21 protein-coding genes and 1 pseudogene are annotated in these 24,094 nt (G+C 65.5%); 18 read left to right on the top strand and 4 right to left on the bottom strand.

The window, feature by feature from the left end; genetic code table 11:
• The first annotated feature begins 77 nt into the window (after positions 1-77).
• From ACCQ15_RS08680 to ACCQ15_RS08620, 13 genes are all read left to right on the top strand, one after another.
• The gene (locus tag ACCQ15_RS08680) at positions 78-1,421 is read left to right on the top strand and encodes a hypothetical protein (protein WP_031422239.1); all 1,344 of its coding nucleotides are present in this window, start codon (positions 78-80) and stop codon (positions 1,419-1,421) included.
• A gap of 26 nt (positions 1,422-1,447) precedes the next feature.
• On the top strand, positions 1,448-1,840 hold the full coding sequence (locus ACCQ15_RS08675; protein ID WP_011347070.1) for a c-type cytochrome: 393 nt from the start codon (positions 1,448-1,450) through the stop codon (positions 1,838-1,840).
• A 329-nt stretch (positions 1,841-2,169) separates the two neighbouring features.
• Positions 2,170-2,979, top strand: a complete 810-nt coding sequence (locus ACCQ15_RS08670; protein WP_011347069.1) for a TorF family putative porin — start codon at positions 2,170-2,172, stop codon at positions 2,977-2,979.
• A gap of 51 nt (positions 2,980-3,030) precedes the next feature.
• Positions 3,031-3,624 (top strand): RNA polymerase sigma factor, encoded by a 594-nt coding sequence (locus tag ACCQ15_RS08665; protein ID WP_014089942.1) that lies wholly within the window; start codon positions 3,031-3,033, stop codon positions 3,622-3,624.
• The gene (locus ACCQ15_RS08660; protein WP_008574950.1) at positions 3,621-4,277 is read left to right on the top strand and encodes a zf-HC2 domain-containing protein; all 657 of its coding nucleotides are present in this window, start codon (positions 3,621-3,623) and stop codon (positions 4,275-4,277) included. The genes ACCQ15_RS08665 and ACCQ15_RS08660 overlap by 4 nt, the downstream gene beginning before the upstream one ends.
• Positions 4,274-5,599: a S8 family peptidase gene (locus ACCQ15_RS08655; RefSeq protein WP_029819181.1), complete on the top strand. Its 1,326-nt coding sequence runs from the start codon at positions 4,274-4,276 to the stop codon at positions 5,597-5,599. The genes ACCQ15_RS08660 and ACCQ15_RS08655 overlap by 4 nt, the downstream gene beginning before the upstream one ends.
• A 10-nt stretch (positions 5,600-5,609) precedes the next feature.
• Positions 5,610-6,368, top strand: coding sequence for a heme ABC transporter permease CcmC (gene ccmC / locus ACCQ15_RS08650; RefSeq protein WP_008574948.1), 759 nt, complete (start codon positions 5,610-5,612; stop codon positions 6,366-6,368).
• Entirely contained in the window at positions 6,365-6,571 is a 207-nt protein-coding gene (ccmD, locus tag ACCQ15_RS08645; RefSeq protein ID WP_008574947.1) for a heme exporter protein CcmD, read from the top strand. The genes ccmC and ccmD overlap by 4 nt, the downstream gene beginning before the upstream one ends.
• Positions 6,568-7,038 carry a cytochrome c maturation protein CcmE gene (gene ccmE / locus ACCQ15_RS08640; protein WP_008574946.1) on the top strand — a complete coding sequence of 157 codons (471 nt, stop codon included), beginning with the start codon at positions 6,568-6,570 and terminating at the stop codon, positions 7,036-7,038. The genes ccmD and ccmE overlap by 4 nt, the downstream gene beginning before the upstream one ends.
• Positions 7,039-7,101: 63 nt before the next feature.
• Positions 7,102-9,090, top strand: coding sequence for a heme lyase CcmF/NrfE family subunit (locus tag ACCQ15_RS08635; RefSeq protein WP_372381420.1), 1,989 nt, complete (start codon positions 7,102-7,104; stop codon positions 9,088-9,090).
• On the top strand, positions 9,087-9,629 hold the full coding sequence (locus ACCQ15_RS08630; protein ID WP_029819178.1) for a DsbE family thiol:disulfide interchange protein: 543 nt from the start codon (positions 9,087-9,089) through the stop codon (positions 9,627-9,629). The genes ACCQ15_RS08635 and ACCQ15_RS08630 overlap by 4 nt, the downstream gene beginning before the upstream one ends.
• On the top strand, positions 9,626-10,135 hold the full coding sequence (locus tag ACCQ15_RS08625) for a cytochrome c-type biogenesis protein (protein ID WP_372381419.1): 510 nt from the start codon (positions 9,626-9,628) through the stop codon (positions 10,133-10,135). The genes ACCQ15_RS08630 and ACCQ15_RS08625 overlap by 4 nt, the downstream gene beginning before the upstream one ends.
• Positions 10,129-10,836 (top strand): tetratricopeptide repeat protein, encoded by a 708-nt coding sequence (locus ACCQ15_RS08620; protein WP_372381418.1) that lies wholly within the window; start codon positions 10,129-10,131, stop codon positions 10,834-10,836. The genes ACCQ15_RS08625 and ACCQ15_RS08620 overlap by 7 nt, the downstream gene beginning before the upstream one ends.
• A 359-nt stretch (positions 10,837-11,195) precedes the next feature.
• Here the strand turns inward: ACCQ15_RS08620 and ACCQ15_RS08615 are convergent, their stop codons facing one another.
• Both ACCQ15_RS08615 and ACCQ15_RS08610 read right to left on the bottom strand, forming a co-directional pair.
• Positions 11,196-13,268, bottom strand: coding sequence for a PAS domain-containing hybrid sensor histidine kinase/response regulator family protein (locus ACCQ15_RS08615; protein ID WP_372381417.1), 2,073 nt, complete (start codon positions 13,266-13,268; stop codon positions 11,196-11,198).
• On the bottom strand, positions 13,255-14,772 hold the full coding sequence (locus ACCQ15_RS08610) for an ATPase domain-containing protein (protein WP_039417102.1): 1,518 nt from the start codon (positions 14,770-14,772) through the stop codon (positions 13,255-13,257). Before ACCQ15_RS08610 ends, ACCQ15_RS08615 begins: the two co-directional genes overlap by 14 nt.
• A 297-nt stretch (positions 14,773-15,069) precedes the next feature.
• On the opposite strand from ACCQ15_RS08610, the gene ACCQ15_RS08605 reads away from it, so the two are divergent.
• A complete protein-coding gene (locus ACCQ15_RS08605; protein WP_136733874.1) occupies positions 15,070-15,414 on the top strand; it encodes a response regulator in 345 nt (114 codons plus the stop codon).
• 114 nt (positions 15,415-15,528) lie between these two features.
• On the opposite strand, the gene ACCQ15_RS08600 is transcribed toward ACCQ15_RS08605, so the two are convergent.
• Positions 15,529-18,384 (bottom strand): hybrid sensor histidine kinase/response regulator, encoded by a 2,856-nt coding sequence (locus ACCQ15_RS08600; protein ID WP_057681540.1) that lies wholly within the window; start codon positions 18,382-18,384, stop codon positions 15,529-15,531.
• Between the two features lie 261 nt (positions 18,385-18,645).
• Here ACCQ15_RS08600 and ACCQ15_RS08595 point away from each other — a divergent pair.
• The 4 genes and pseudogenes from ACCQ15_RS08595 to ACCQ15_RS08580 all read left to right on the top strand — a co-directional run.
• Positions 18,646-18,815: pseudogene (locus ACCQ15_RS08595) on the top strand (MarR family transcriptional regulator); the annotation flags it as partial.
• A 42-nt stretch (positions 18,816-18,857) separates the two neighbouring features.
• Complete coding sequence (locus ACCQ15_RS08590; RefSeq protein ID WP_109291949.1) at positions 18,858-19,322, top strand: MarR family winged helix-turn-helix transcriptional regulator; 465 nt, start codon at positions 18,858-18,860, stop codon at positions 19,320-19,322.
• Positions 19,323-19,357: 35 nt separating this feature from the next.
• A complete protein-coding gene (locus tag ACCQ15_RS08585; RefSeq protein WP_372381416.1) occupies positions 19,358-20,548 on the top strand; it encodes an FAD-dependent monooxygenase in 1,191 nt (396 codons plus the stop codon).
• Positions 20,549-20,816: 268 nt separating this feature from the next.
• Entirely contained in the window at positions 20,817-22,928 is a 2,112-nt protein-coding gene (locus tag ACCQ15_RS08580; RefSeq protein WP_136733795.1) for a methyl-accepting chemotaxis protein, read from the top strand.
• Positions 22,929-23,000: 72 nt separating this feature from the next.
• Here the strand turns inward: ACCQ15_RS08580 and ACCQ15_RS08575 are convergent, their stop codons facing one another.
• The gene (locus ACCQ15_RS08575) at positions 23,001-23,606 is read right to left on the bottom strand and encodes a DUF488 domain-containing protein (protein WP_372381553.1); all 606 of its coding nucleotides are present in this window, start codon (positions 23,604-23,606) and stop codon (positions 23,001-23,003) included.
• Positions 23,607-24,094: the final 488 nt, after the last annotated feature.

The following is a 24,094-nucleotide window of genomic DNA, read 5'->3' as shown; positions in this document are numbered from 1 at the left end:
GCACCCCGCCGTCTGTCAGTCGTTTCCTCGCCCGTTCCCGCACCGCTGCCTCCCGCACCGTCGAACAAGGACTTTCCATGCCCATGCCCCAGCCCGCTCCGCGTCGCACTGCCGCGCGTACCGCCTCCCTGACGTCCTTGTTGTGCGTGTCCGGCCCCTTGTTGCTACTGGCCAGTACGCAGGCGCAGGCGATTCCCTCGTTCGCGCGCCAGACCGGCTCGTCCTGCGCCGATTGCCATGTCGGTTCCTATGGTCCCTCGCTCACGCCCTACGGCATGCGCTTCAAGCTCGGCGGTTTTACCGATACCGATGGCGAGGGCACCAAGATCCCGGTGTCCGGCCAGCTCACCTGGTCGCGCAACAACCCCAGCCGCGGCGACAGCACCTCGCGCCTGCGCGAAGCCGATCTGTATCTGGGCGGCCGCCTCAACGACAACATCGGCGGCTACTCGAAGATCCGCTCCAACAACAGCGGCAATGCGACGTTCGATACGCGCCTGGACGATGTCGATCTGCGCTTTGTCAGCAAGCCGTTCCAGATGGCGGGCAAGGACACCATGATCGGTGTCAGCGTCAACAACAACCCGGGCATTTCCGACCCGGTGCACGTGTTGCCGAACGCCTCCACGCTTACCCCTGCCTCCAATGGCGGCGCCTCCACCATGCTCAGCTCCTCGGCGCTGTCCAACCGCGTCATCGGTGCCAGCGTCTACGGCCTGTACGACCGCAATTGGTACGGCGAAGTGGGTAGCTACAGCGCGCTGTCGCCGTCTGCGCAGGACCGCCTCGGCTGGCCGGTCAACGGCGACCCGGGCAAGCTCAGCGACACCAGCTATGCGCGTCTTGCCTACATGAAGGACATGAAGCGCCAGTTCTTCTCGGTGGGCCTGACTGCGCTCACGACCCGCCGCCAGCCGCTGCGCACCGGGCCCAGCGACGACCTCACCGATTTGGGCTACGACCTGACCTACCAGTTCCTCGGCACCCGCGAGCACGTGCTGTCGCTGGCCTACGTCAACATCTACGAGCGTCGCAAATACGGCAGCCCGCTGATGTCGACCGACCCCACCATGCCGGCGCTGGACCGGGGCAGCGTGCGCGATCAGACCCTCAGCATGAACTACGCCTTCAAGCAGACCTACGGCGTGCTGGCCGCGCACATGATCAACAGCGGCTCGTTCGATGCGGCGCGCTATTCGCCGGTGGGTATCCCGGACACCACCAGCAATCTGATCCTGCTGTACTGGACCCCGTTCGGCAAGGACGGCACCTACACCTCGATGGCCAACCTGCGCGTGTCCGCCGGCTGGTTCCGTTTCGACAAGTTCAACGGCAGCACCTCCAACGTCTTCCGTGGCCCGCCGATCACCAATCCGCGCGATCTCGACAGCTTCACCCTGTCGGTCAATCTGGCCTTCTGATCCCTCCCGCACCTGTACGGATCCACATGAACCCACCACGCAAACTCTCCGTGTTGTGCGCCCCGTTGGCCGGCCTGATGCTGGCGGGCGCACTGACCATGCCCTCGGCCTACGCTGCCGACGGCGCCGGCGTCTTCCTCACCGAATGCGGTGAATGCCACAGCGTCAAACCGGGCAAGAACAAGAAAGGTCCGTCGCTGTTCGGCGTGGCAGGCCGCCCTGCCGGTACCGTCGCAGACTTCGGCGGTTATTCCGATGCGCTCAAGAACAGCAAGTGGACCTGGACTCCGGCCCAGCTCAAGACCTATCTGTCGCAATCCTCGTCCAAGGCGCTGCCGGGCACCAAGATGAAGTACGACGGCCTGGACGACCCGAAGGAGCTCGACGCACTGATCGCCTACCTCAACACTTTGAAGTAGGCGCGGCCACTGCGGCATGGCGCGTCGTCGCCCGAGGGGGCGGACGCATGGCGCGCCAATCGCCCAGCCGTGGCAGCCTGTCCGTCGGCCGCCTGCACAGCCAGGCGTTGCAGGCGGCCGCGACCGGCCGGCCCGGATGGATTCGCGTTGCCCGACGCGGTGCCTTCGCGTATACGGACGCAATCGCCGCCGCCGCGGTGGTCTCGTTCGCCGCCCTGGGGCACCATCGCGTCCCTGTTTGACACCCGCCCACGCCATTGCCGACCGCTCCAGCTTCCAAGCCGCTCCCCTCCCGACCGCGACGCCACTGCGCCCGCGCGATCTTCTGCGTGGGCGCACTGTTGGACAGTGCCGCACGCCACCCACGGTGCGAAGCGCAACCGGCCTTATCCGCCCAGCGACCAGGCCAACCGCGGGGGCGCCGCCCACCACACAGTCACCGCACGCTGGTGCAGTGGCTGCTGCTCGCGCTGGCAGCCGGCTCCTGCGGCAGCGCCCTGGCCAAGGACTTCGGCGGTGCAGTGGCGCTGACCTCCAGCCTGATCGACCGTGGTATCTCGATCGCGCCCAACAAGGTCACCGTGCAGGCCGCCGGCTACTGGCTGCCCGCCCCCGGCTGGTCGGTTTCCACCTCGGTGGCGCTGCAGTCCCCCGCCTGGAGTGATCCGGTCGCGGTCACCGCCCAGGTCGGGCGCGCCTGGATGCTGGACGACCGCTGGCAGATGCAGGCCAGCCTGCTCTACTACGGCTACCCGACCGACCGCGCCACGCGCACCTTCGACCGCCAGGAAGCCAGCCTGGCCTGGTCCTACCGCGACCTGCTGACGTTTTCGCTGTCCACCTTCAATTTCCCACGGGCCGACCGGTCGCCGTGGAACGTGGCGTTCGACATCACCGCCAACGTCCCGCTGCGCAACGATGTCAGCCTGTCGCTCGGTGCCGGTTCGTCGCGCTTTCCGGCCATGGCCTACGGTGCAGCGCGCTCGGGCCGCTATCAGTACGGCCAGGTGGGCCTGAAGTGGAACCGCGCCGGATGGACACTGAAAGCCGAGCGTATCCTGACCAGCGGCAATACCCCGCGCATGCAGGGCGGCCCCGGCGACATGCCGTGGCTGGGCACGGTCGCCAGAACCTTCTGATCAACACGCAACCTTTTGCCTGCCTGCGCGCACTGACGTGGGTTACCCGCCATGCCTGCACCGATGAATGACACCGACACCCTGGGCGATGCCACCGACCGCATGCTGTTGCGCCGCATGGCCGGGGGCGATCGCGACGCGCTGGCCAGCATGTACCACAGCTATCACGGACGGCTGTGCCGCTTCCTGTCGCGGCTGACCCGCCGCCCGGACATCATCGAAGAGGCCATCAACGATTGCTTCTGGATCGCCTGGCAAAAGGCCGGCGACTTCCGCGGCGACTCGCAGGTCTCCACCTGGATCATGGGCATCGCCTACCGCTGCGGACTCAAATGCCTGCGCCAGCATGACGGCGAAGCCATCGACGACACCGCCCTGGTAGAAGACCACGCCCCCAGCGCCGACGACAACGACGACCGCGAACTGCGCGACTGGCTGGACAAGGGCATGGAGCGGTTGTCGCCGGACCAGCGCCTGGTGGTCGAACTGGTCTACGGCGTCGGCCACAAGCTCGAGGAAGTGGCCGACATCATGCAGTGCCCGGTTGGCACCATCAAAGCCCGGCTGTTCCACGCCCGGGTCAAATTACGCAATGTGCTGCCCGGCCTGGCCGGCAGCGCCCCTTACACGGAGACCATGCAATGAAGACGTTTTTCATCGCGCCTGGCAAGGAATGCTCGCACGCCTGGGAATTGATGCCGGCGGTGCTGCTGGACAGTGCCACCGAGGAAGAAAACACCTGGCTGATCGCGCACGTGGCCAAGTGCGCCTCATGTAGCGCCGAATTCGCCCAGCAGAACCGCCTGCGCCAGGCCTTGGCGCTGCCGTCGACAGTGCAACTGGACCCGAACGCCGGTCTGCAACGCCTGCTCGGCCGCCTGGATGCACCGGAGCAGCACAGCGCACCTGCGCGCGTGCCGGCCGCACGCCGCTCCGGCAGTTGGACGGTACGCGCCCTGGCCGCCGCGGCGCTGGTCCAGGCCATCGGGCTGGGCGTGATGGGTGTCAAGCTGGCCTCGCCCGCGCCATCGCACGACTACCGCACGCTCAGCAGCGTGGCGGCCCTGCCGGTGCCGCAGGGCGCCATCCGCGTGGTGCCGGATGCAAAGATGACCGTGGCCGACTGGGACCGGCTGCTGCATGCGCAGCAGTTGCAGGTGGTCGGCGGCCCCAACGACATGGGCGCCTACACCGTGGTGCCTGCCGCACCGCAGCCCCCGGTCCAACCGCAGCAGACCGTGCAGCAACTACGCGCCACCCCGGGCATCCGGCTGGCGGAGATCGTCTCGGCCCCATGAAGCGCCTGCTCGCCATTGGCCTGATCGCCGCGTTCACCGGCCTGGGCGCGACCTCCCACGCGCACGCGGCCGCAGCCCTCCAGGAGCCGGCGACCGATGTTGCCGGCACCGCCCCGCCACTGGCCGATGCGCAAACGCCCGATGGTAGCCGCGACATCCTGCTGGCGGTGGCCAACCCGCTCGCCGCGCCGCCAGCCCGCGCCGGCTCCAGCCTGATCGGCTACGCATCCAGCTATTACGGTGCCGGCCAGAAGGCTGCCGCGCGCATGGACAGCATCAAGCAGCGCTACAAATTGCGCGAAGTCTCGGCCTGGCCGATCACCTCGCTGGGCCTGTATTGCGCTGTGCTGCAGCCGCCGCCGGGCGTCTCGCGCGATGAACTGGTCAGTGCGCTGGCCGACGACGAAGGCGTGGAGCTGGTGCAGCCGGTGCAGGATTTTTCGGTGTTCTCCACCGATGCGTCGGAAAAGACGACCGCGCTGTCCAGCTACAACGACCCGTACGTGGACATGCAACGCGGCTTCATCGACACCGATGCCGCCAGCGCACAGACCGTGACCGAGGGCCGCGGCGTGGTGATCGCGGTCGTCGATACCGGCGTGGACACCAACCACCCCGATCTGAAGGCGCGCATCCGCGACGTGCACGATCTGGTCGACGACACACCGGTGAAGACCAGCACCGATCCGCACGGTACCGAAGTGGCCGGCATCATTGCCGCCGGCAGCAACAATCACCAGGGCATCGTCGGCATGGCACCCAAGGCCATGCTGAGTATCTACAAGGCGTGCTGGTACGCGCCCACGGTCGGCGCCACCGCACGGTGCAATACCTTCACCCTGGCCAAGGCGCTGGCGGCGATCGACAACAGCTCAGCGCGCGTGATCAACCTGAGCCTGGGTGGCCCCGCCGATCCGCTGCTGAGCAAGATGCTGCAGCAGCTGGTGCAACAGGGCCGCATCGTGGTGGCGGCAATGCCACCGAACGGGCGCATGGATGGCTTTCCCAATGACGTACCCGGCGTGCTGGTCGTGCGCAGCAGCAGCGCAACGCCGGCCATGCCGGGCGTGCTCAGCGCGCCCGGCAAGGACATCCTGACCACGCAACCGAACGGCCGCTACGACTTCACCTCCGGCTCGTCGATGGCCACCGCACATGTCAGCGGCATGGCCGCGCTGTTGTTGTCGCTGCAACCGTCGATGGATGCCAGGGCGTTGCGCGAACTCATGCAGCGCACCAGCAAGGTTTCCGACGGGCAGTTGCAGGTCAACGCCGGCGCCGCAGTGCAGGCGCTGGCGCCTCACGCCAAACACTCCAACTGACGGCACCGGCATGGCCAAGTGGATTCCCTTGTGGCTGCATCGACTCAGCTCGCCACCGACGTTCTATCGTGTCGCCGGCAGCGTGCGCCCGTGGGCGCTGGGGCTGGCCGCGTTGCTCGGCGCGGTCGCAGCCTACGGCGGCCTGGTACTGGCACCGCCGGATTACCAGCAGCACGATGCCTACCGCATCATCTTCATCCATGTGCCCAGCGCCTGGATGAGTCTTTTCATCTACGCGGCAATGGGCGTTTCGGCGTTCATTGCGCTGGTGTGGCGCATCAAGCTGGCCGAAGTGGTCGCCATGGCCTCGGCACCGATCGGCGCAGCCTTCACCTTCATCACCCTGTGCACCGGCGCGCTGTGGGGCAAGCCGATGTGGGGCACCTGGTGGACCTGGGATGCGCGGCTCACCTCCGAGTTGCTGCTGCTGTTTTTGTACCTGGGCGTGCTGGGCCTGTATTACGCCGTGGAAGACCGCCGCCAGGCGATGCGCGCGGCCGGCTTGCTCGCACTGGTGGGTCTGGTGAATCTGCCCATCGTGCATTACTCGGTGGTGTGGTGGAACACGCTGCACCAGGGTTCCACTGTGCGCCTGCTCGGCCCCTCCAAGATGAGCGCAGACATGCTGTGGCCGCTGCTGACCATGATGCTGGCAACCAAGTGCTATTACGTTGCGAGCCTGTTCGGCCGCGTGCGGGTGGACTTGCTGGCGCTTGAAAGCGGCAAGGACTGGGTCCGCCGCATCGTGTTGACGGAGCGCAGCGCATGAGCGCCTTTCTGGCGATGGGCGGCTACGGCCAATACGTGTGGACCGCTTATGCAGTATTCGTGCTGGTGCTGCTGGCCGATCTTGCAGCGCCCTGGCTGCGTCGCCGCCGCTTGCCGCGTGAACTGCGCGGCCAGTTGCAGCGGCAGGTGCCGCGTCGTGCACGCGATCAACCGGCACCGGCACTGGAGCGCGACGCGCCATGAACGCCACGCGTAGACAACGTCTGTGGTGGGTGATCGGTGTACTCAGCGCCGCCGCGTTGGCCGTCACGCTCATCGTGTTCGCTTTGCAGCGGAACATGAGCTACCTGTTCACGCCAAGCCAGGTCAGCGCGGGGGAAGCCGCCGGTTACCAGCAATTCCGGCTCGGTGGCATGGTCAAGGCCGGTTCGATCCAGCGTGCCGGTGATTCGCTGAAAGTCAGCTTCACCGTCATCGATAAAAACGCGGCCACCCAGGTGGAGTACACCGGCATTCTTCCGGATCTGTTTCGCGACAACCAGTCGGTCATCGCCAACGGGCGCATGCAGGGCGGGCACTTCGTCGCCAACGAAGTGCTGGCCAAGCACGACGAGACCTACATGCCGAAAGAGCTGAAGGACGCCATGGCCGAAGGCCATGCCGGAAAACCACTCCCCGCCACCGCCACGCCGCTGACCGCGCCGCGTTGATGCGCTTTCGGTCGCTGCCACGCACCTCATGACTTCCCTTCCGTTTCGCCTTGCGATCCGCCCATGACGCCTGAACTTGGCCAGATCGCACTGATCCTGGCACTGCTGTTATCGCTCGCCCAGGGTGTAGTGCCCTTGATCGGTGCGTGGCGCGGCAACACCGCGTTGATGGGTGTCGCGCGGCCTGCGGCGGTGGGCCAGGCGGTGTTCGTGTGGATGGCGTTCGGCCTGCTCGCCTGGTCGTTGTTGTCGCTGGATTTTTCGGTGGGCTACGTCGCCGCCAACGCCAACATTGCCCTGCCCTGGTACTACCGCGTTGCGGCGGTGTGGGGCGCGCACGAAGGCTCGTTGCTGTTGTGGATCGCCATCCTCGCCACCTGGACGGTGCTGCTGGCCGCCTTCAGCCGGCACCTGCCGCAGCACTTCGCCGCCCGCGTGCTGGCGATCTTGGGGCTGATTTCGGTGGGCTTTCTGGCCTTCATCCTGCTGACCTCCAATCCGTTCGGGCGGCTGTCGCCGATTCCGCTGGATGGCAACGAACTCAATCCGGTGTTGCAGGACCCCGGCATGACCTTCCACCCGCCGGTGCTGTACACCGGCTATGTCGGGTTTTCGGTGGCCTTCGCATTCGCAGTGGCGGCATTGCTCGGCGGCGAACTGGAACAGGCCTGGGTGCGCTGGGCACGGCCGTGGACCAATGTGGCCTGGGCCTGCCTGACCGCCGGCATCGTCGCCGGCAGCTGGTGGGCCTATGCGGAACTGGGCTGGGGCGGCTGGTGGTTCTGGGACCCGGTGGAAAACGCCAGTTTCATGCCCTGGCTGGTCGGCACTGCGTTGATCCACTCCCAGGCGGTCACCGAAAAACGCGGCAGCCTGCGCGCGTGGACCATACTGCTGTCGATCCTGGCGTTTTCGCTCTCGTTGCTGGGCACCTTCCTGGTGCGCTCGGGCGTGCTGACCTCGGTGCACGCGTTTGCGGCCGATCCGCGCCGTGGCCTGTATATCCTCATTTTTCTGGTTGCCGTCGTCGGCGGCTCGTTGCTGTTGTATGCACTGCGCGCGCCCAAGATCGCCAGCGGCAAAGCCTTTGCCGCCGCCTCGCGCGAAACCGGCATTCTCATCGGCAATCTACTGCTCACCGTGGCCGCGGCCATGGTGTTGCTGGGCACCTTGTTCCCGCTGATCGCCGACGCGTTTGCGCTGGGCAAGGTCTCGGTCGGGCCGCCCTACTTCGGCCTGCTGTTTCCGTTGTTGATGTTGCCGGTGGTGCTGTTGCTGCCGTTCGGCCCCTACCTGCGCTGGGGCAAGGCCGAAGCCGCACCGTTGAAAGCACTCGGCACACGCGCAGGCATCGCCGCGATTGCCTGCGCCCTGGTCGGCAGTGTGTTTGCCGATGGCAAGGCCAAGGCGATCGCCGGCATGGGTGTGGCCGCATGGGTGGCTGCGGGCACCGCGTTGTACGTGGTCAAACGCTGGCGCGACATGCCGCGCGGGCGGCGCTTCCCGGCGGAAATGGCCGGCATGCTGATCGCGCATGCGGGCGTGGCGGTGTTCGTTGCCGGCGTGCTGGTCTCCGAAAGCCTGTCGGTGGAACGCGATGTACGGCTGTCGCCCGGCCAGAGCGCGCAGATCGCCGGCTACAGCTTCCGCTTCGATGGCGTGCAGTTGGTGGATGGGCCGAACTGGAAGGCCGAACAAGGCAGCGTGCAGGTCAGCCGCAACGGCCAGGTGGTCGCGCAACTGCATCCGCAAAAACGCCTGTACAGCAGCGAGCGGATCCAGACCGAATCGGCCATCGATCCCGGCATCACCCGCGACCTGTATGTGGCGCTGGGCGAGCCCTTGGACGATGAGCACATCGAAAACGACTGGACGCTGCGCCTGTACTACAAGCCCTTCATTCGCTGGATCTGGGCCGGTGGCCTGCTGATGATGCTCGGCGGCTTCGTCAGCGCCTGCGCACGCCGCTTTCGTGCACCGGTGACTGCACACCCCTTGGCCGCTTCTCCGGCGCAACCAGCGCTCGTCATCGCACAGGAATCGCACCCGTGAATCGTCTGCTGCCCTTGCTGGGCTTCGTATTGCTGGCGGCGCTGTTCGGCGTCGGCATCCTGCGGACCATGCAGCACAATCCGCGCGACGTACCGTCGCCGTTGATCGGCAAACCGGCACCGGCGTTCTCGTTGCCGCGGCTGGACCACCCGGCGCAACGCGTCGGTCGTGACCAGTTGCTGGGCAAACCCTACGTGTTGAATGTGTTCGGCAGCTGGTGCGCCGAATGCGTGCACGAACACCCGGTGTTGATGGCCCAGGCCAGCCGGCTTGGCGTGCCGCTGATCGGCTACAACTACAAGGACGTGCCCGCCGACGCCATCGCCTGGCTCGCGCGACTCGGCAACCCGTATGCAGTGGTGATCGCCGATGAAGCCGGCCAGACCGCCATCGACTTCGGTGTCTACGGCGCACCGGAGACGTTCCTGATCGATGCGCAGGGCGTGATCCGCTACAAGCACATCGGCGTGCTGACCCCGGATGCCATCGACGACGAGTTGCTTCCGGCCATCGCCGCGCTGCCCAAGGGTACGCCGTGATGGCGGCGCGTCACACACGACGGTGGCATTGGCGGTGGCATTGGCGCTGGCATTGGCGCGCGCAAGGCCGCCGTGTGCGTTTGTTGCTGGTGTTGCTGCTTGGCATGCTGCTGGCGCCCTCGTTGGCAGCGCAGGCCGTGGATCCGCTGCCGTTCAAGGACCGCAGCGAAGAAGCGCGCTACCAGCACTTGACCGCGCAACTGCGCTGCCTGGTATGTCAGAACGAAAACCTGGCCGATTCCAACGCGAGCCTGGCGCGCGATTTGCGGCATCAGGTGTTCGCGCAACTGCAGGCCGGCAAGAGCGATGCGCAGATCAAGCAGTACATGGTCGATCGCTATTCGGATTTCGTGCTGTACGACCCGCCGGTCACACGCGGCACCTGGCTGCTGTGGTTCGGGCCGGCGCTGATGTTGCTTGCAGGTGCCGGCGTGGTCATCCACACCGTGCGCACCCGTGCGCGCGCCGGCACGCCGGTGGCGCCGCAAGTGGAGGACCAATGGTGATGGCGGGTTTTTATATCGCAAGCGCCGTGCTGGTGGCGCTGGCCTTGCTGCTGTTGCTGGTACCGCTGCTGCGCCGCCCCACCGGCAGCGGTCGTGCGCGTTACCGCTTGGCAATTCTGCTGGGACTGGGCCTGCCGCTGGCCACGGCCGGGTTGTACCGGCTGGTGGGCGCGCCGGAGGCGATCGTCACGCAGGTGTATGCAGCGCAACCAGCGCAAGTCGCCTCGCTACCACCATCTGCGGATGCAGGGCAGGCGCAAGCGGCAAGCACCCCTGCCAATGCGCAGGCGCAGGCGCTGGATCGCTTCATGCAGCAGGCCAAGACATTCGAGCAGAACGACCGACCCGCCGAGGCGCGCGAGGCGTATGCACAAGTGCTCAAGATCGCTCCCGACATCAGCGCCGCCATTGTGGGCTGGGTGGCGGCGGATATGGCCACGCACGCCGATTTCGCCATCGACGCCGCATCGCGCACACGCCTGCAGCAGGTGATCGCACGCGAGCCGGACAACCAGCGTGGACTCTGGTTGCTAGGCATCAGCGATTTTCAGCAGCAGGACTTCGCCGCCGCCACTGCGCACTGGCGGCATCTGCACGGTTTGCTGGAAACCGGATCGCCGATGCAGAAGGCGGTGGCAGACAAGATCGCGGTGGCCGAATCGATGGCCAGCGCGCGGCAATCCGCGCGTGGGACGCGCTGAGCAACGCATCCTGCGTGATGCGGCTTGATTGCGATGGCTGCACTGCAGCGCAATTGCACAGCGCGTGCGCAATGCCAAGCAGCCGGTTCACGCGCAAGACGCGGCACCTGGCGCAAACACTCCGCGTCATCGCATCGTGCAATCAAGTGCTAAGCATCGTGCCGTACAGTTGCGGCAGAACGCACGTCATCGCATTGCAGCCTCTCGCGCCAGCGTGCCAGCTGGAGCGCATCTGCCGGAAAGGCCGGGCAATCGCGAGGCAGACAGATCGCCACGCAAGAGCGAAAGCGAGCACGCGTACACGCCGCTCCCCTGCATCATCCACGTTCGACCGGCTCGCTACATCGCGTTATCTGCACTCAGGCCGAAGGCCCCAGCACATCGTGCAGCTTTCCACTGAACTCGCCCAGCGTAAATGGCTTGGCGATCATGCTCATGCCTTCGCCGAGAAATTCGCCACGGTCGCGTGCCGTTTCTGCGTAGCCGGTCATGAAGATCACCGGCAGATCGCGCCGCGACTGCCGCGCGATCTCGGCCAACTGGCGTCCGTTGAGGCCCGGCAGGCCGACATCGGTGACCAGCAGGTCGATCCGCCGTGGCGAGGCAAGAATCGGCAGTGCCGCGTCCGCGTCGGCCACCACGTCGGCCTGGTAACCCAGCTCGCTGAGCAGTTCGGTGACCAGCAGCCGCACCTGCTCGTCGTCTTCCACCACCAGCACATGCTGGCCCTGCCCTGCCAGCACCGCATCGCTCTGCGTCTGCGGCACCGCGGTTTGCGCCGCAACCCCGGCGGGCAGATACAGGCTGACGGTGGTGCCCGCGCCCGGCTGCGACTCCACCCACACCTGCCCGTTGGACTGCTGCATGAAGCCGTAGATCATCGACATGCCCAGGCCGGTGCCCTGGCCGATCGGCTTGGTGGTGTAGAACGGCTCGAACACGCGTTCAAGCACGTCAGCGGGCATGCCGGTTCCGGTGTCTGCAACCGACACCACCACGTAATTCCCCGGCGCCAAGGCGATGCCACGCCCGAGTTCCAGCGGCTGATCTTCCACCTGCAGCTGCCCGGTTGCGATACGCAGCTGCCCACCGTCGGGCATGGCATCGCGCGCGTTGATGGCTAGGTTGATCAGTGCGCTTTCCAGCTGATTCTCGTCAACGTACGCCTGCGGCAGTTCCGCACAGAGATCGATCTCCAGGCGCACCGATTCGCCCAACGTGCGCGCCAGCAACTCCTGCAGCGACACCACCAGATCGTTCAACTGCAGATCCCGCGCCTGTAGCGACTGACGCCGCGAGAATGCCAGCAGGCGCTGGGTGAGCGCAGCTGCACGCAATGCCGAGGCAGAGGCCACATCCAGAAAGCGACCCAGCCCTTCGGTACGCCCCTGGTCGATGCGCAGCCGCGCCAGATCCAGCGCAGACAGGATGCCGGTGAGCATGTTGTTGAAATCGTGTGCAATGCCGCCGGTGAGCTGGCCCACTGCTTCCATTTTCTGCGCCTGGCGCAGTGCCGCTTCGCTGGATTCGCGCGCCAGCATCTGCTGCTGCAACTCGGCGGTCCGTTCGGCCACCTTGGCTTCCAGCAGGTTGGCCTGTTGCTGGATCGATTCCAGCGCCAGCGCACGCGCGGTCACATCGGTGGCGAACACATGGAATCCATCCACCTTGCCATCTGCATCAAAGCGCGGCATGTAGCGGATTTCCGCATCGCGGCGCCGGCCATCGGCATGCGGCCAACTGGTCTCGATGGTCAATGTCTGCCCGGCCAATGCGGCCTCGATCCAGGCGCGGCGCTGTTCGACCACCGCAGGCCCCACCACATCCACCAGCGGCCGCCCGATCACATCGGCAGGCGGCACACCAATCCAGTCTTCGTACGAACGATTGGCAAAGCGGTAGATCAGGTTCTTGTCGATGAAGGCGATCAGCACCGGCAGCGCATCGGTGACACGTCGCAGTTCGGCCTCGCTCTGCGCCAGCGCGGTGCGGCTTTCGGCCAACTGCGCCAGCTGGTCGCGGATGACGAACTGCTTCTGCCGTGCGCGCAACGCGGTGGAGATGGCGCTCAGCAACGAAGCCGAGCTCAGCGGCCGCTCCAACTCGATGACGTTGGTCATGTCGGCCGGCAGCCGCACCTGCCGGCGGTTGTACGCGCCACGCGGCGTACGCAACAACACGAACGGAATGTCCGACCAGGCCTGCTGGCCTTGCAGGATGTGCGACAGCGCATGCAGGTCGCCACGGATGGCTTCTTCGGTCAGTACCACCACGCCGGAGCCATCGTGCAGGTCGCCTGCCAGCGCGCCCAGCGTGGCATGGACCCGGCATGTCAGCCCGCGTTCGCCAACGATGCTGGCAATGCTCTGCGCGTCGCGGCCGAACGGCGCGATGATATGGACGATGGAGCCGTCCGCGTCACAGATATTCAAGGGGACGATCCAGCAACGGGCCGTCGTCTCCGACAAACTGCGGCGTACCGGTCAACACGCCGTGGAATTTCTCCAGCGGCTCGCTCAGTTGAAGACCGCTGCTGCCGATGCGCAATTCGCGAATCGCATCTTCGTGCGCGCCACTGCGATTCTTGATCACCGACAACGCCTTGCGGATGCGTCCTTTCGCCTCGAAAAAGCGCAGCAAGACGACGGTGTCGGCCATGTAGGAGACATTGAGGGTGCTACTGGTCGCCATGCTGCCGACCAGCCCCTGCTGCGGGTTGATCAGGAACGTGGTCACCCCGCTCTGGTTGAGATACGACAACAGCTCGTGCATCTGCAACATCAGCTGCTTTTCCTGCGGCATCGACGCCAGATACCCGTTGAGGCTGTCGATCACCAGAATGCGGCACGCGCGCTCCTCCACGCTGCCACGCACCGTCCAGGCGAATTCGCCCGGCGTGACTTCGGCCGGATCCATCTGATGCAGCTCCAGCAGACCCGCGTCCATATATTTGCGCAGATCCATGCTCAGGCCTTCGGCACGCTTCAACAAGGTGCCGGTGCGCTCGTCGAACTCCAGCACGCAGCAATGCTCGCCGCGCTCGCACGCGGCAACCACGAACTGCAGGGCCAGATTGGTCTTGCCCGAGCCGGCTGGCCCGGTCAGCAGCGTGCTGGTCCCGCGCAACGGGCCGCCGTGCAGCAATGCATCGATACGCTCCACGCCGCTTGGTACCGGTTCGCCGATAAATGGCCGGTGGTGGTCGGAGGCGATCAAACGTGGATAGATACGCATGCCGCCGGTGACGATGGCCAGGTCGTGATAGCCGGCGATGAAATCCACGCCACGCAATTTCTGCACCTGCATGCGGCGCCGCGCCGCACCGAACTCCAGCGTCGTGCGCTCGAGCGAAATCACCCCGTGGCACAGGCTGTGCAAATGCGCATCCCGCTCGCCGTTTTCGCCGGTGAGATCGTCCACCAGAAACACCGTGATGTTGCGCGGCGCGAAATACTGCTTGAGCGCCAGCACCTGGCGCCGATAGCGCAGCGAATCCTGCGCGAGCAGGCGCAACTCGGACAACGAATCGAACACCACCCGCGTCGGCTTCACCCGGTCCACTTCGGCCTGGATGAGCTTGATGGTGCCATCGAGCTCCATCTCCCACGGATGCAGGATGGATTGCTGCCGCCCTTCGCCCAGGAAGGCCTCTGCTGATGCCAGCTCAAAGATATGCAGGGACTCCAACGACCAATGGTGCGAAGCAGCCACTTCAGTGAGCTCGTCGATGGTTTCCGACAAGGTCACATACAGGCAACTCTCGCCCTTGGCCGCAGCATCCAGCAGGAACTGCAGTGCAAGCGTCGTTTTGCCCGCACCAGGCTGGCCTTCAAGCAGGTACAAACGGTTGGCGGGCAGCCCACCTCGTAAGATAGTGTCGAGCCCGGTGCTGCCAGTGGTGATGCGGTTTGCGATCATCGGCGTCACGTTCTTCATAGAGCTGAATTTAACACGTGCGCGTTATTGGCCGGTGGGCGCGACTGAACTGATCAGCTTGCTTTGCTTGACGCGATTCACGGCATCGCTGCTGCAGGTATCGCAAATCAGCAGAATTGCGCTGTTTTTCGATCATCCGACTGGGTGGCGCATGGCGTTGGCAACAGCGGTGAAGCATTGTGTTGCAGCATCGCACGCCGCCGTCACGCAGGCGCGCCTAACGTGGATCTCGAAGCATCGCAGCATTGCGATCGCTCGAGGACCGCAGTGGCTCACGCATTACCCAACGCACGCATCCTGTTGGTCGAAGACGACGATGCAATCCGCGAGATGGCTGCAGACATTCTTGGCGACGAGGGCTACCACGTGGTGGCGTCTGCAGACGCCGAACACGCGCTGACGCAACTGACCAGGGCATGCCCGTTCGATCTGCTGCTGTCGGACATCTGCCTGCCCGGCATGAACGGGCGCGACCTTGCCGATCAGGCGCGCATGCTCTACCCCGCAATGCCCATCATCTTCATGACTGGCTACGCAGGCGAAATCGCCAAACGTGCCGACTTTCTGGATACCGGCATGCGTCTTTTGACCAAGCCATTTTCCTTGCGCGATCTGCTGGGCATCGTACAGACGGCGCTCTAGGCAGGCCCAACCGCGTGCGCCCGCTGCGTCTTTGCGCCACGTTCGCTGCGATACGCATGTCTCAGGCGATCGATGCCGGTGCAACGAGCGGCTCGCAGCAGCACCGGCACCTGATTAGCGCGCGCGACGCTCCAGCAACTGCGCCACCCGCCGCTCCAGCTCGATGGCCTGGAATGGTTTGGTCAACACTTCCATGCCATCGTCGAGCTGGCCCGCGCCCACCGCGGCGCTGGCCGCATAGCCGGTGACGAACAGCACCGGCAGTGCAGGACGCGATTGCCGCCCGGCGTCGGCAACCTGTCGCCCATTGAGGCCGCCGGTCAGGCCGACGTCGGTCACCAGCACATCGATGTGCTCTTGCGAGCGCAAGCGCTCCACCGCCGCACTGCCCTCGGCGGTTTCGATCACGCGGTAGCCGGCTTCGGTGAGTACTTCGGAGATCAAGACACGAATCGCGGTTTCGTCCTCCACCAGCAACACGGTGCGACTGTGCGCAGCATTGCGCTGCAGCGGCGCATCAGCAGGTGCCACGTCGTCTTGCGCCAGCACGCCGGTGAAGCGCGGCAGGTACAAGGCCATGGTGGTGCCCACGCCCACTTCCGAATCGATGCGCACATGCCCGCCGGACTGTCGAGTGAACCCATAGATCATCGACAGGCCCAACCCGGTGCCCTGGCCGATGGGCTTGGTGGTGAAAAACGGTTCGAACACCTTGGCCATGACCTCGGCCGTCATGCCGGTACCGGTGTCCTGCACACTCAGGCACACGTAATCGCCAGGCGGCAGCTCCAGCTGCTGGGCGGCAGCGGCATCCAGCGCGCGGTTGTGCAGGCTGATGGTGAGCTGCCCACCATCGGGCATGGCATCGCGCGCGTTGATGCAGAGATTGAGCAGCGCGTTTTCCAGCTGCGGCGCGTCCACCAGCACCTGCCACGCTTGGTCTGCCGGACGCAGCTGCAGCGCGATCGACGGCCCCAGCGTGCGCGCAATGATGTCGTGCATGCCACGCACCAGCTCCTCCACATCCAGCGCGGTGGGCGCCAGCGTCTGCCGGCGCGAAAACGCCAGCAACCGCTGGGTCAAGGCAGTGGCGCGCGCCGCGCTGGATTGCGCCATTTCCACATAGCGCTCCAGCCGGTCGTACTTGCCCTGTTCGATGCGCGTCTGCAGCAACTCCAGGCCGACACTGATGGCAGTGAGCAGATTGTTGAAGTCGTGCGCCAGCCCGCCGGTCAGCTGCCCCACCGCTTCCATCTTCTGGCTCTGACGCAGCTTCTCTTCGGCAAGCAACAACGCCGCGCTGCGTTCGCGCACGCGCTCTTCCAGCGTCTCGGTCAGTTGCCGCAGCTGCTCTTCGGCCACGCGTTTGTCGGTGATGTCGGCAGAGGTGCCGAACCATTCGGCGATCTGTTCGCGCTCATCCAGCAACGGAATCGCGCGCATCAAGGTCCAGCCCACCTGCCCATCCGTGCCGAGCACCCGGTATTCCACATCCACACCAGACTTGGTGGCAGTCGCCTGCGCAAGCGCTTGCGCCAATCGCGCGCGGTCGTCCGGGTGCACCATCGCCTGCCAGTCGGGCGTGGCCGACACCGCATCGCTCAGCACACCGTCGCCGACCAATTGGCGCCATTCGCGCCAGTGGGCACTGGCGGAAAAAATCGATTGCGATGACGCGCGTACCAGTGCGTCCAGGCGCCGCTCGCTCTTTTGCAGCGCTTCGCTGGCCAGCCGCTCGGCGGTGCGGTCGCGCAACACCTTGACGAACCCGATCGCCTCGCCGGTTTCTTCGCGCAACACCATCAGCGAGCCATTGGCCCAGAACCGCTCGCCGGATTTGCGCACGTGCCAGCGCTCGTCCATGCCGCTGCCGCTTTCCAGCGCGGCAGCGGCCTCGATCAGCATCTGCCGCTGCTCGACGTCTTCCGGCGTAAAGGTGCGCTGCAACGTTTGCCCGAGCATCTCGACCTCGCTCCAGCCCAGAATGCGCCGCGCACCCTCGTTCCACGACGTCACCCGCCCGTGCATATCGGTGGCGATGATGGCGTAGTCCATCACGCTGTCCAGGATTTGACGGTTGCGCACTTCGGCCTCGCGCACCGCGCGCTCCAGGCTGATGCGGTCGGTGATATCCAGGCCCTGCACGAAGATGCCGGAGATGGTGCCATCGGCGCCTGCGATCGGCTGATAGACCAGATCCAGCAAGCGTCGCTCGGCGGGACCACCGGGCACCGCCTGCACGTTGTACGGCAGCGCATTGGCCGAAAACGCGCGCCCGGACCGGTACACCTCGTCCAGGCGACGCACATGTCCCTGTTCCACCGCATCCGGCAGCGCCTCGGCCAACGGCCGCCCGATCACATCGCGGTGGCCGATCAGGCGCGAATAACACGGGTTGGCGAACTCCACCCGGTGCTGCGGCCCGCTCAGGAACGCCATGAACATCGGCGCCTGCTCGAACAAGCGGATCAGGCGCTCGTGTTCGTCGGCCAGCCGCGCCTGCGCCAGCTTGCGCGCGGTGACTTCATTGGTGACGCAGAACGCACCGCCCACCCGGCCATCGTCCAGATAGATCGGAGAGAACGAGAACGTCCACCAGGTCTGCTCCGGCACGCCGTAGCGGTTCATGCCGATCGGCACTTCCTCAAAGCGCGATGCCTGCCCTGCGAACGCCGCTTCAATCGGCTCGCGCACCGCCTCCCAGGCATCGGCCCACAACACGCGCAGCGGCGCGCCCAGCGCCTGCGCCTGGCGCGGCCCCAGGATCGGCGTGTAGGCGTCGTTGTAGAAAAAGGTCAGCGCATCGCCCCACACCACATACATGCTTTCGGGCGAACCCAGCATCAGATCGACCGCATTGCGCAACGGCGATGGCCACTGAGCGGTGGGTCCCAGCGGGCTCGCCGCCCAGTCGTGGCTGCGTACCGCCTGCGCCATGACGCTGTTGCCGTGCGGAAATCCCGCATTCATAGAGGGCGTACCTGCATTGTGTCCACACGCAGGTCGCCGCTCCAGCACGCAACGTGCACGACCGCGAGGTCGCCTGCTGCGAGCTTCTCCATCATCCATCCGTACATCATGTCCAACCGTTGAAAAGACCAGGTCGCCGCAGGCGCATGACGCGTCGGCAAGACCGAGCCGCGCGCTCGCGCCCATCATCTGGCCTATGGCTGGTGGCGTCCAGCCACGCCCGCAGGCGATGGCTGAACCAGGCAGCTTGCGCTCCTGCGTCTGCGGCAGCGCGCAGCCTGCGCCACGGCCGGTACAGCCGTCGGCCCGCGCACATGGGGCCGTGCCGTCTTCGGGCCGCGCAGCGACGCGATATCGCCCCGGCAGCCAAGCCGCCGGGCGTGCACGCGGTGCCACGCGGCAACGAGCGCCATGCCGCACTGCAGGAGACGTACCATTGCCCGATAGCCACAGGACAACGCACGGTCTTACAGATGCTTGATCAGAATGAACTCATCCATCCGCAGGCTGCTATCGCGCCGGGGTATCTGGCCAACCATGCAGCGCGGGTCTTCAACCGCCTGGTCGACGCCGAACTGCGGCCGCACGGCGTGTCGCTGGCGCTGATCGGCCCGATCATGCTGCTGTCCTGGAAAGGCCCGATGCTGCAGCGTGACCTGGTCATCGCATCGGCCGTGAAGCAGCCGGCCATGGTGGCACTGCTGGACAAGCTGGAGGGACTGAAGCTCATCAAGCGCACCCCGACCCCGCAGGATCGCCGTGCCGCGCTGGTGGCGCTCACCGCGCGCGGGCGCAAGATGGCCGAACTCGGTGGGCGTGCGCTGCTGGATATGAACGCAGTGGCGCTGGAAGGCTTTTCCGCTGACGAGGTGCAGCAGACCGTCGCGTTGATGCACCGGCTGATCGCGAACATGGAGCGTCACGGCCAGGACGTGTAATATCACACCTGATATTTCCTGCCAGGATGACAGCAATGCCGCGTCGTATCCTCATCACCGGCGCCAGCATCGCCGGCAACACTGCCGCCTGGACACTCGCCCATCGCGGCTTCGATGTGACCGTGGTGGAACGCGCCACCCGGTTTCGCGATGGCGGCCAGAACATCGACGTACGTGGTGTCGGCCGTGAGGTGCTGCAACGCATGGGCCTGGAACAGGCCGCGCTGGCCCAGGGAACCGGCGAAAAAGGCACCGCCTGGATCGACGCGCACGGCCAGGCCGTCGCCACCTTCAAGACCGAAGACATCGATGGCGATGGCCCGACCGCCGAACTGGAGATCTTGCGCGGCGATCTGGCCCGCCTGCTCTACGATGCCGCGCGCGGCCATGTGACGTACCGCTTCGGCGACCGCATCGCCATCATCGAAGACGCTGCCGGCAGCGATGCCGCTACCGTCACCTTAGAAAGCGGTTGCAGCGAACGCTTCGACGCGGTGATCGTCGCCGAAGGCGTGGGCTCTTCGACGCGCGAACAGGTCTTCCCGGGAGAAAACGATCCGCGCTGGATGGATCTGACCATCGCCTACTTCACCATCCCGCGCAGCGCCGACGACGACCCGCTGTGGCGCTGGTACCACACCACCGGCGGGCGCAGCATCTCGTTGCGACCCGACCGGCACGGCACCACGCGCGCCATGCTCTCGCTGCAGAAACCGCCCGAAGGCGAACAAGACTGGGACATCGACGCCCAGAAGACCTACCTGCACGAGCGCTTTGCCGACGCCGGGTGGCAGGCGGCGCGCGCGCTCGATGGCATGCATGGCACCGACGACTTCTACTTCGATGCCCTGCGCCAGGTGCGCATGCAGCGTTGGCATAGCGGTCGCACCGTGCTTACCGGCGATGCGGCCTGGTGCGCGACGCCACTGGCCGGGATCGGCGCCACCCTGGCAGTGACCGGCGCGTATGTTCTGGCCAACGAAATCGCCCAGGCCGCCACGCTGGACGCGGCCTTCGCTGCCTACGCCACCGCCATGCGCCCGATGGTCGAGCAGGCCCAGGGCGTGCCGAAGATCGGCCCACGCCTGATGAACCCGCATAGCCGGCTCGGCATCCACCTGCTGCATGGCGCGCTCAAACTCGCCAGCCAGCCAAGCGTGCAGAACCTCGCTGCAAAGTGGATGACGCCGGCGATCAAGGCGCCGGATCTCTCGCGTTATCCCTAAGCGCCGTTGCAGGCGCCGGTAAGCCGCCGGCGGCAGCGTGCAGGCAGGAACGACGAGTGTCCCGGCGCATTGGGCAGCCCCACCAGCACCTGAACCGGCAGACGCTACGCCTTCAGTTCCACTGCTAGAGGTCGCTAACGAACACGTCGAGACACCATTTGAGCGGCGGCCGTTGCGCTGGCTCTTGCGCTGTCGCGTGCGTATTCGTCTCCCTGCCGTTGCCGGGACTCCCCGCTCTTCCGCCAGTCGGAACACCGATCGAACACCTATGCATTTCTTCCCGAATCTGCGCATTGGACAGCGCCTGGCCCTGGGCTTTCTCGCGATCATCGTCTTGATGGTGATCCTGACCGTGGTGGGCATCCAACGCGTTCGCAGCATCGACCAGCAACTCACCGCCATCAATGAGGTCAACAGCGTCAAGCAACGCTACGCGATCAATTTCCGTGGCAGCGTCCACGACCGCGCAATTGCTCTGCGCGACGTCGTACTCATGGACGACCCCGCAGAGCGCCACGCCGCCGAACAATCGATCGACAAGCTCGCTGCCGATTACGCACGCGCTGCGCAACCGCTCGACGACATGATCGCCAGCTCGACCGATGCAAAAGAGAAAGACATTCTCCGGCAGATCAAATCCGTCGAGCAGCGCACCCTGCCGCTGATCGCGCAAGTGCGCGCGTTCCGCGATGCGGCCGACAAGGCGCAGGCAGAACAGCACCTGCTGCAGCAAGCGCGCCCGGCCTTCATTGCCTGGCTGGCCAGCATCAACGCCTTCATCGACCTGCAGGAAGCCAAGAACCGCCAAGCCGCCAGGCAGGCCGTTGCCACCGCGCGCGGCTTTGCGATGCTGATGGTGATGTCCACCGTCGTCGCCCTGCTGTTGGGCGCCACCATCGCGTTCCTGCTCACGCGCAGTGTGGTGCTGCCGCTGCGCCAGTCGCTGCGCCTGGCCCAGCGCATCAACGACGGCGATCTGCGCAGCCAGGACGCAGCGACCGGCAACGACGAATCCGGGCAACTGCTGCGCGCCATGCAGCAGATGCAGCGACGCCTGCAGGAGGTGATCTGGGCGCAACGCAGCATGGCTGCGCGCCACGACGCCGGCGAAATCAGCTACCGCACCGACCCACAGGGTTTTCCCGGCGAATATGGCGACATGGTGCAAGACACCAACGCACTCGTACACGCCCACGTGCAGACCCAATTGCGCATGACCCAGGTCATGGGCAGCTACGCCATTGGCGATCTCACCCAGGACATCGAGCAGTATCCGGGCGAAAAATCCGCCATCACCGCCACCATGCAGCAGGTTAAGCGCAACCTGCAGGCCATCAACGCGCAGATCCAGGAACTGACCCAGGCCGCCTGCGCAGGCGACTTTGCACTCCGCGGCAAGGCGGAAACGTTCGAGCACGATTTTCGCCTGATGGTGGAAAACCTCAACACCATGATGGCCACCTCCGATACCAACCTGGCCAGCTTCTCCGGGCTGCTGCGCGCGATCGCCGATGGCGACCTCACCGTGCGCATGTCCGGCAACTTCCACGGCGTGTTCGCCTCCATGCGTGACGATGCCAACAGCACCGTGCACCGCCTCACCGACATCGTCACCCGCATCCAGACAACCTCCAACAGCATCAGCTTCGCCGCAGAAGATATCGCCAGCGGCAATCAGCAGCTGGCGCAGCGCAGCGAACAACAGGCCGCCAGCCTCGAAGAAACCGCTGCATCGATGGAAGAGCTGACCTCCACCGTCAAGCAGAATGCCGAACATGCCACCCGCGCCAACCAGCTCGCACGCGGCGCCGCCGCCATCGCCTCGGAAGGCCGCGACGTGGTCGGCCAGGTTATCGAACAAATGTCCGGCATCGAAGCCTCGTCCAGACGCATCGCCGACATCATCTCGGTCATCGACGGCATCGCCTTCCAGACCAATATCCTGGCCCTCAATGCCGCGGTGGAGGCCGCACGCGCCGGCGAACAGGGCCGCGGCTTCGCTGTTGTTGCATCGGAAGTGCGCACGCTCTCGCACCGTTCCTCGGATGCGGCAAAAGAAATCAAGCGGCTCATCGACGATTCCGTACAACGCGTCGCCGACGGCTCCACCCTCGTGCACACCGCCGGCACCACCATGGGCGAAATCGTCACCAGCGTCCAGCACGTCACCGACATCATGGCCCATATCTCCGCCGCCTCGCAGGAACAAGCCGGCGGTATCGAACAGGTCAATCACACCATCGCGCAGATGGACGAGACCACCCAACACAATGTGCGCCTGGTCGAAGCCGCCAGCACCGCCGCGCATGCGTTGGAACAGCACTCCGCGCAACTCACCCGCGCAGTGGAGGTCTTCAAGGTCAACGCAACGGTGCTGTGAGTCCGCGCGATAGCGTTCGGCGCACAAGCGACGGTCGCGGCGATCGTCTGGGGCTCGACCTACCGCAAGCGCCTACTCGGCAGAAAACAGACCAACCTGTCGCGGCGGATAGATCAGATCGCGCCCAACCGGGCGCGCATCAGCATTCAACTGATGCGGCTGCACCGCGGTCTCGCCAAGAATGTGCAGCACCTGCCACCGCCGGTGCAGTAACAGATCCGCAATCAGGCGGCGATGGCATTGCCACCAGAGTGCTTCGGCGCACATCAGCGCCGTACGCCGCTCACGTGCCATGGCGGTCGCCTGCTCCAGCCCGGCGCCGAAGTCGGCGCTGGTCATATGGTCGGCATAGCCCTGAAACGCCGCGTTGCGCCACGCGCCATTGGGCGACCCGGGTTGCGCCTTGCGCCGTCCACCCAGCTCGGGCAGCCACAGATAGCGCACCGACGCCGCGTCCAGTGCATGCGCCATCGTGTCGCTGGCAAACCAAGGGTAGCGACGCGAGCCCGGAAAGCGCCGCACATCCACCACTGCCTTAATCCGATGCGCGCTCAACAACGCGACGAACGCCTCCCAGGTCCTGGTGGAATGACCGATTGTCCAGAGCATCCCGGCCGTATCGCCAGCGGCCTGCAGCCCAGGCGCGTCGGTGTTGATCAGGGGAGAAGTGTTATGCATCGCAGCAGCAGTTAGGCGGAGTGGCAATACAGCACTAGCACTGCCAGCGCCCACAGCAAGTGATGGGCACGCGACCTCTGCCCGCACGCGGATCTGGCTCATTGGCTTTTTAAGCGCGTGCAATTCCCGTAGCAAGGTGATGGCTGATCGCTCCAGATCGTCCTGAATGCGGTGGCAGCGGTGCGCCGGTAGCGCGACCATCTGCACTACACGGTCGACCGCGTCGCTGAGCGATCAGCCCGATGACACATTGATCGTCAGGGGACCATCGCGCTGAGTGTGGGACAGAAGATGAGACGGGCGGTGTGCGTTGGGGAAGCGTCACGGCGCGGAGCGATTTGCAGCGACGTGTGGCGGAGAGAGTGGGACTAAACGTAACACACCCTAACCTCTTGATCTTCCTGCAAAAAACAAACCGAGCCGTGTCCTGGTGAGTGTCCCTAAAGAATACGCCCGCCGCTGCACAACAGGCAACGTGACTGTTGATG

The organism is Xanthomonas sp. NCPPB 1754 (assembly GCF_041475725.2).
In the GTDB taxonomy this organism is placed as follows: domain Bacteria; phylum Pseudomonadota; class Gammaproteobacteria; order Xanthomonadales; family Xanthomonadaceae; genus Xanthomonas; species Xanthomonas euvesicatoria.
The sequence above is the reverse complement of the archived record's forward strand: the minus strand, read 5'-3'. Positions and strand labels throughout refer to the sequence as shown.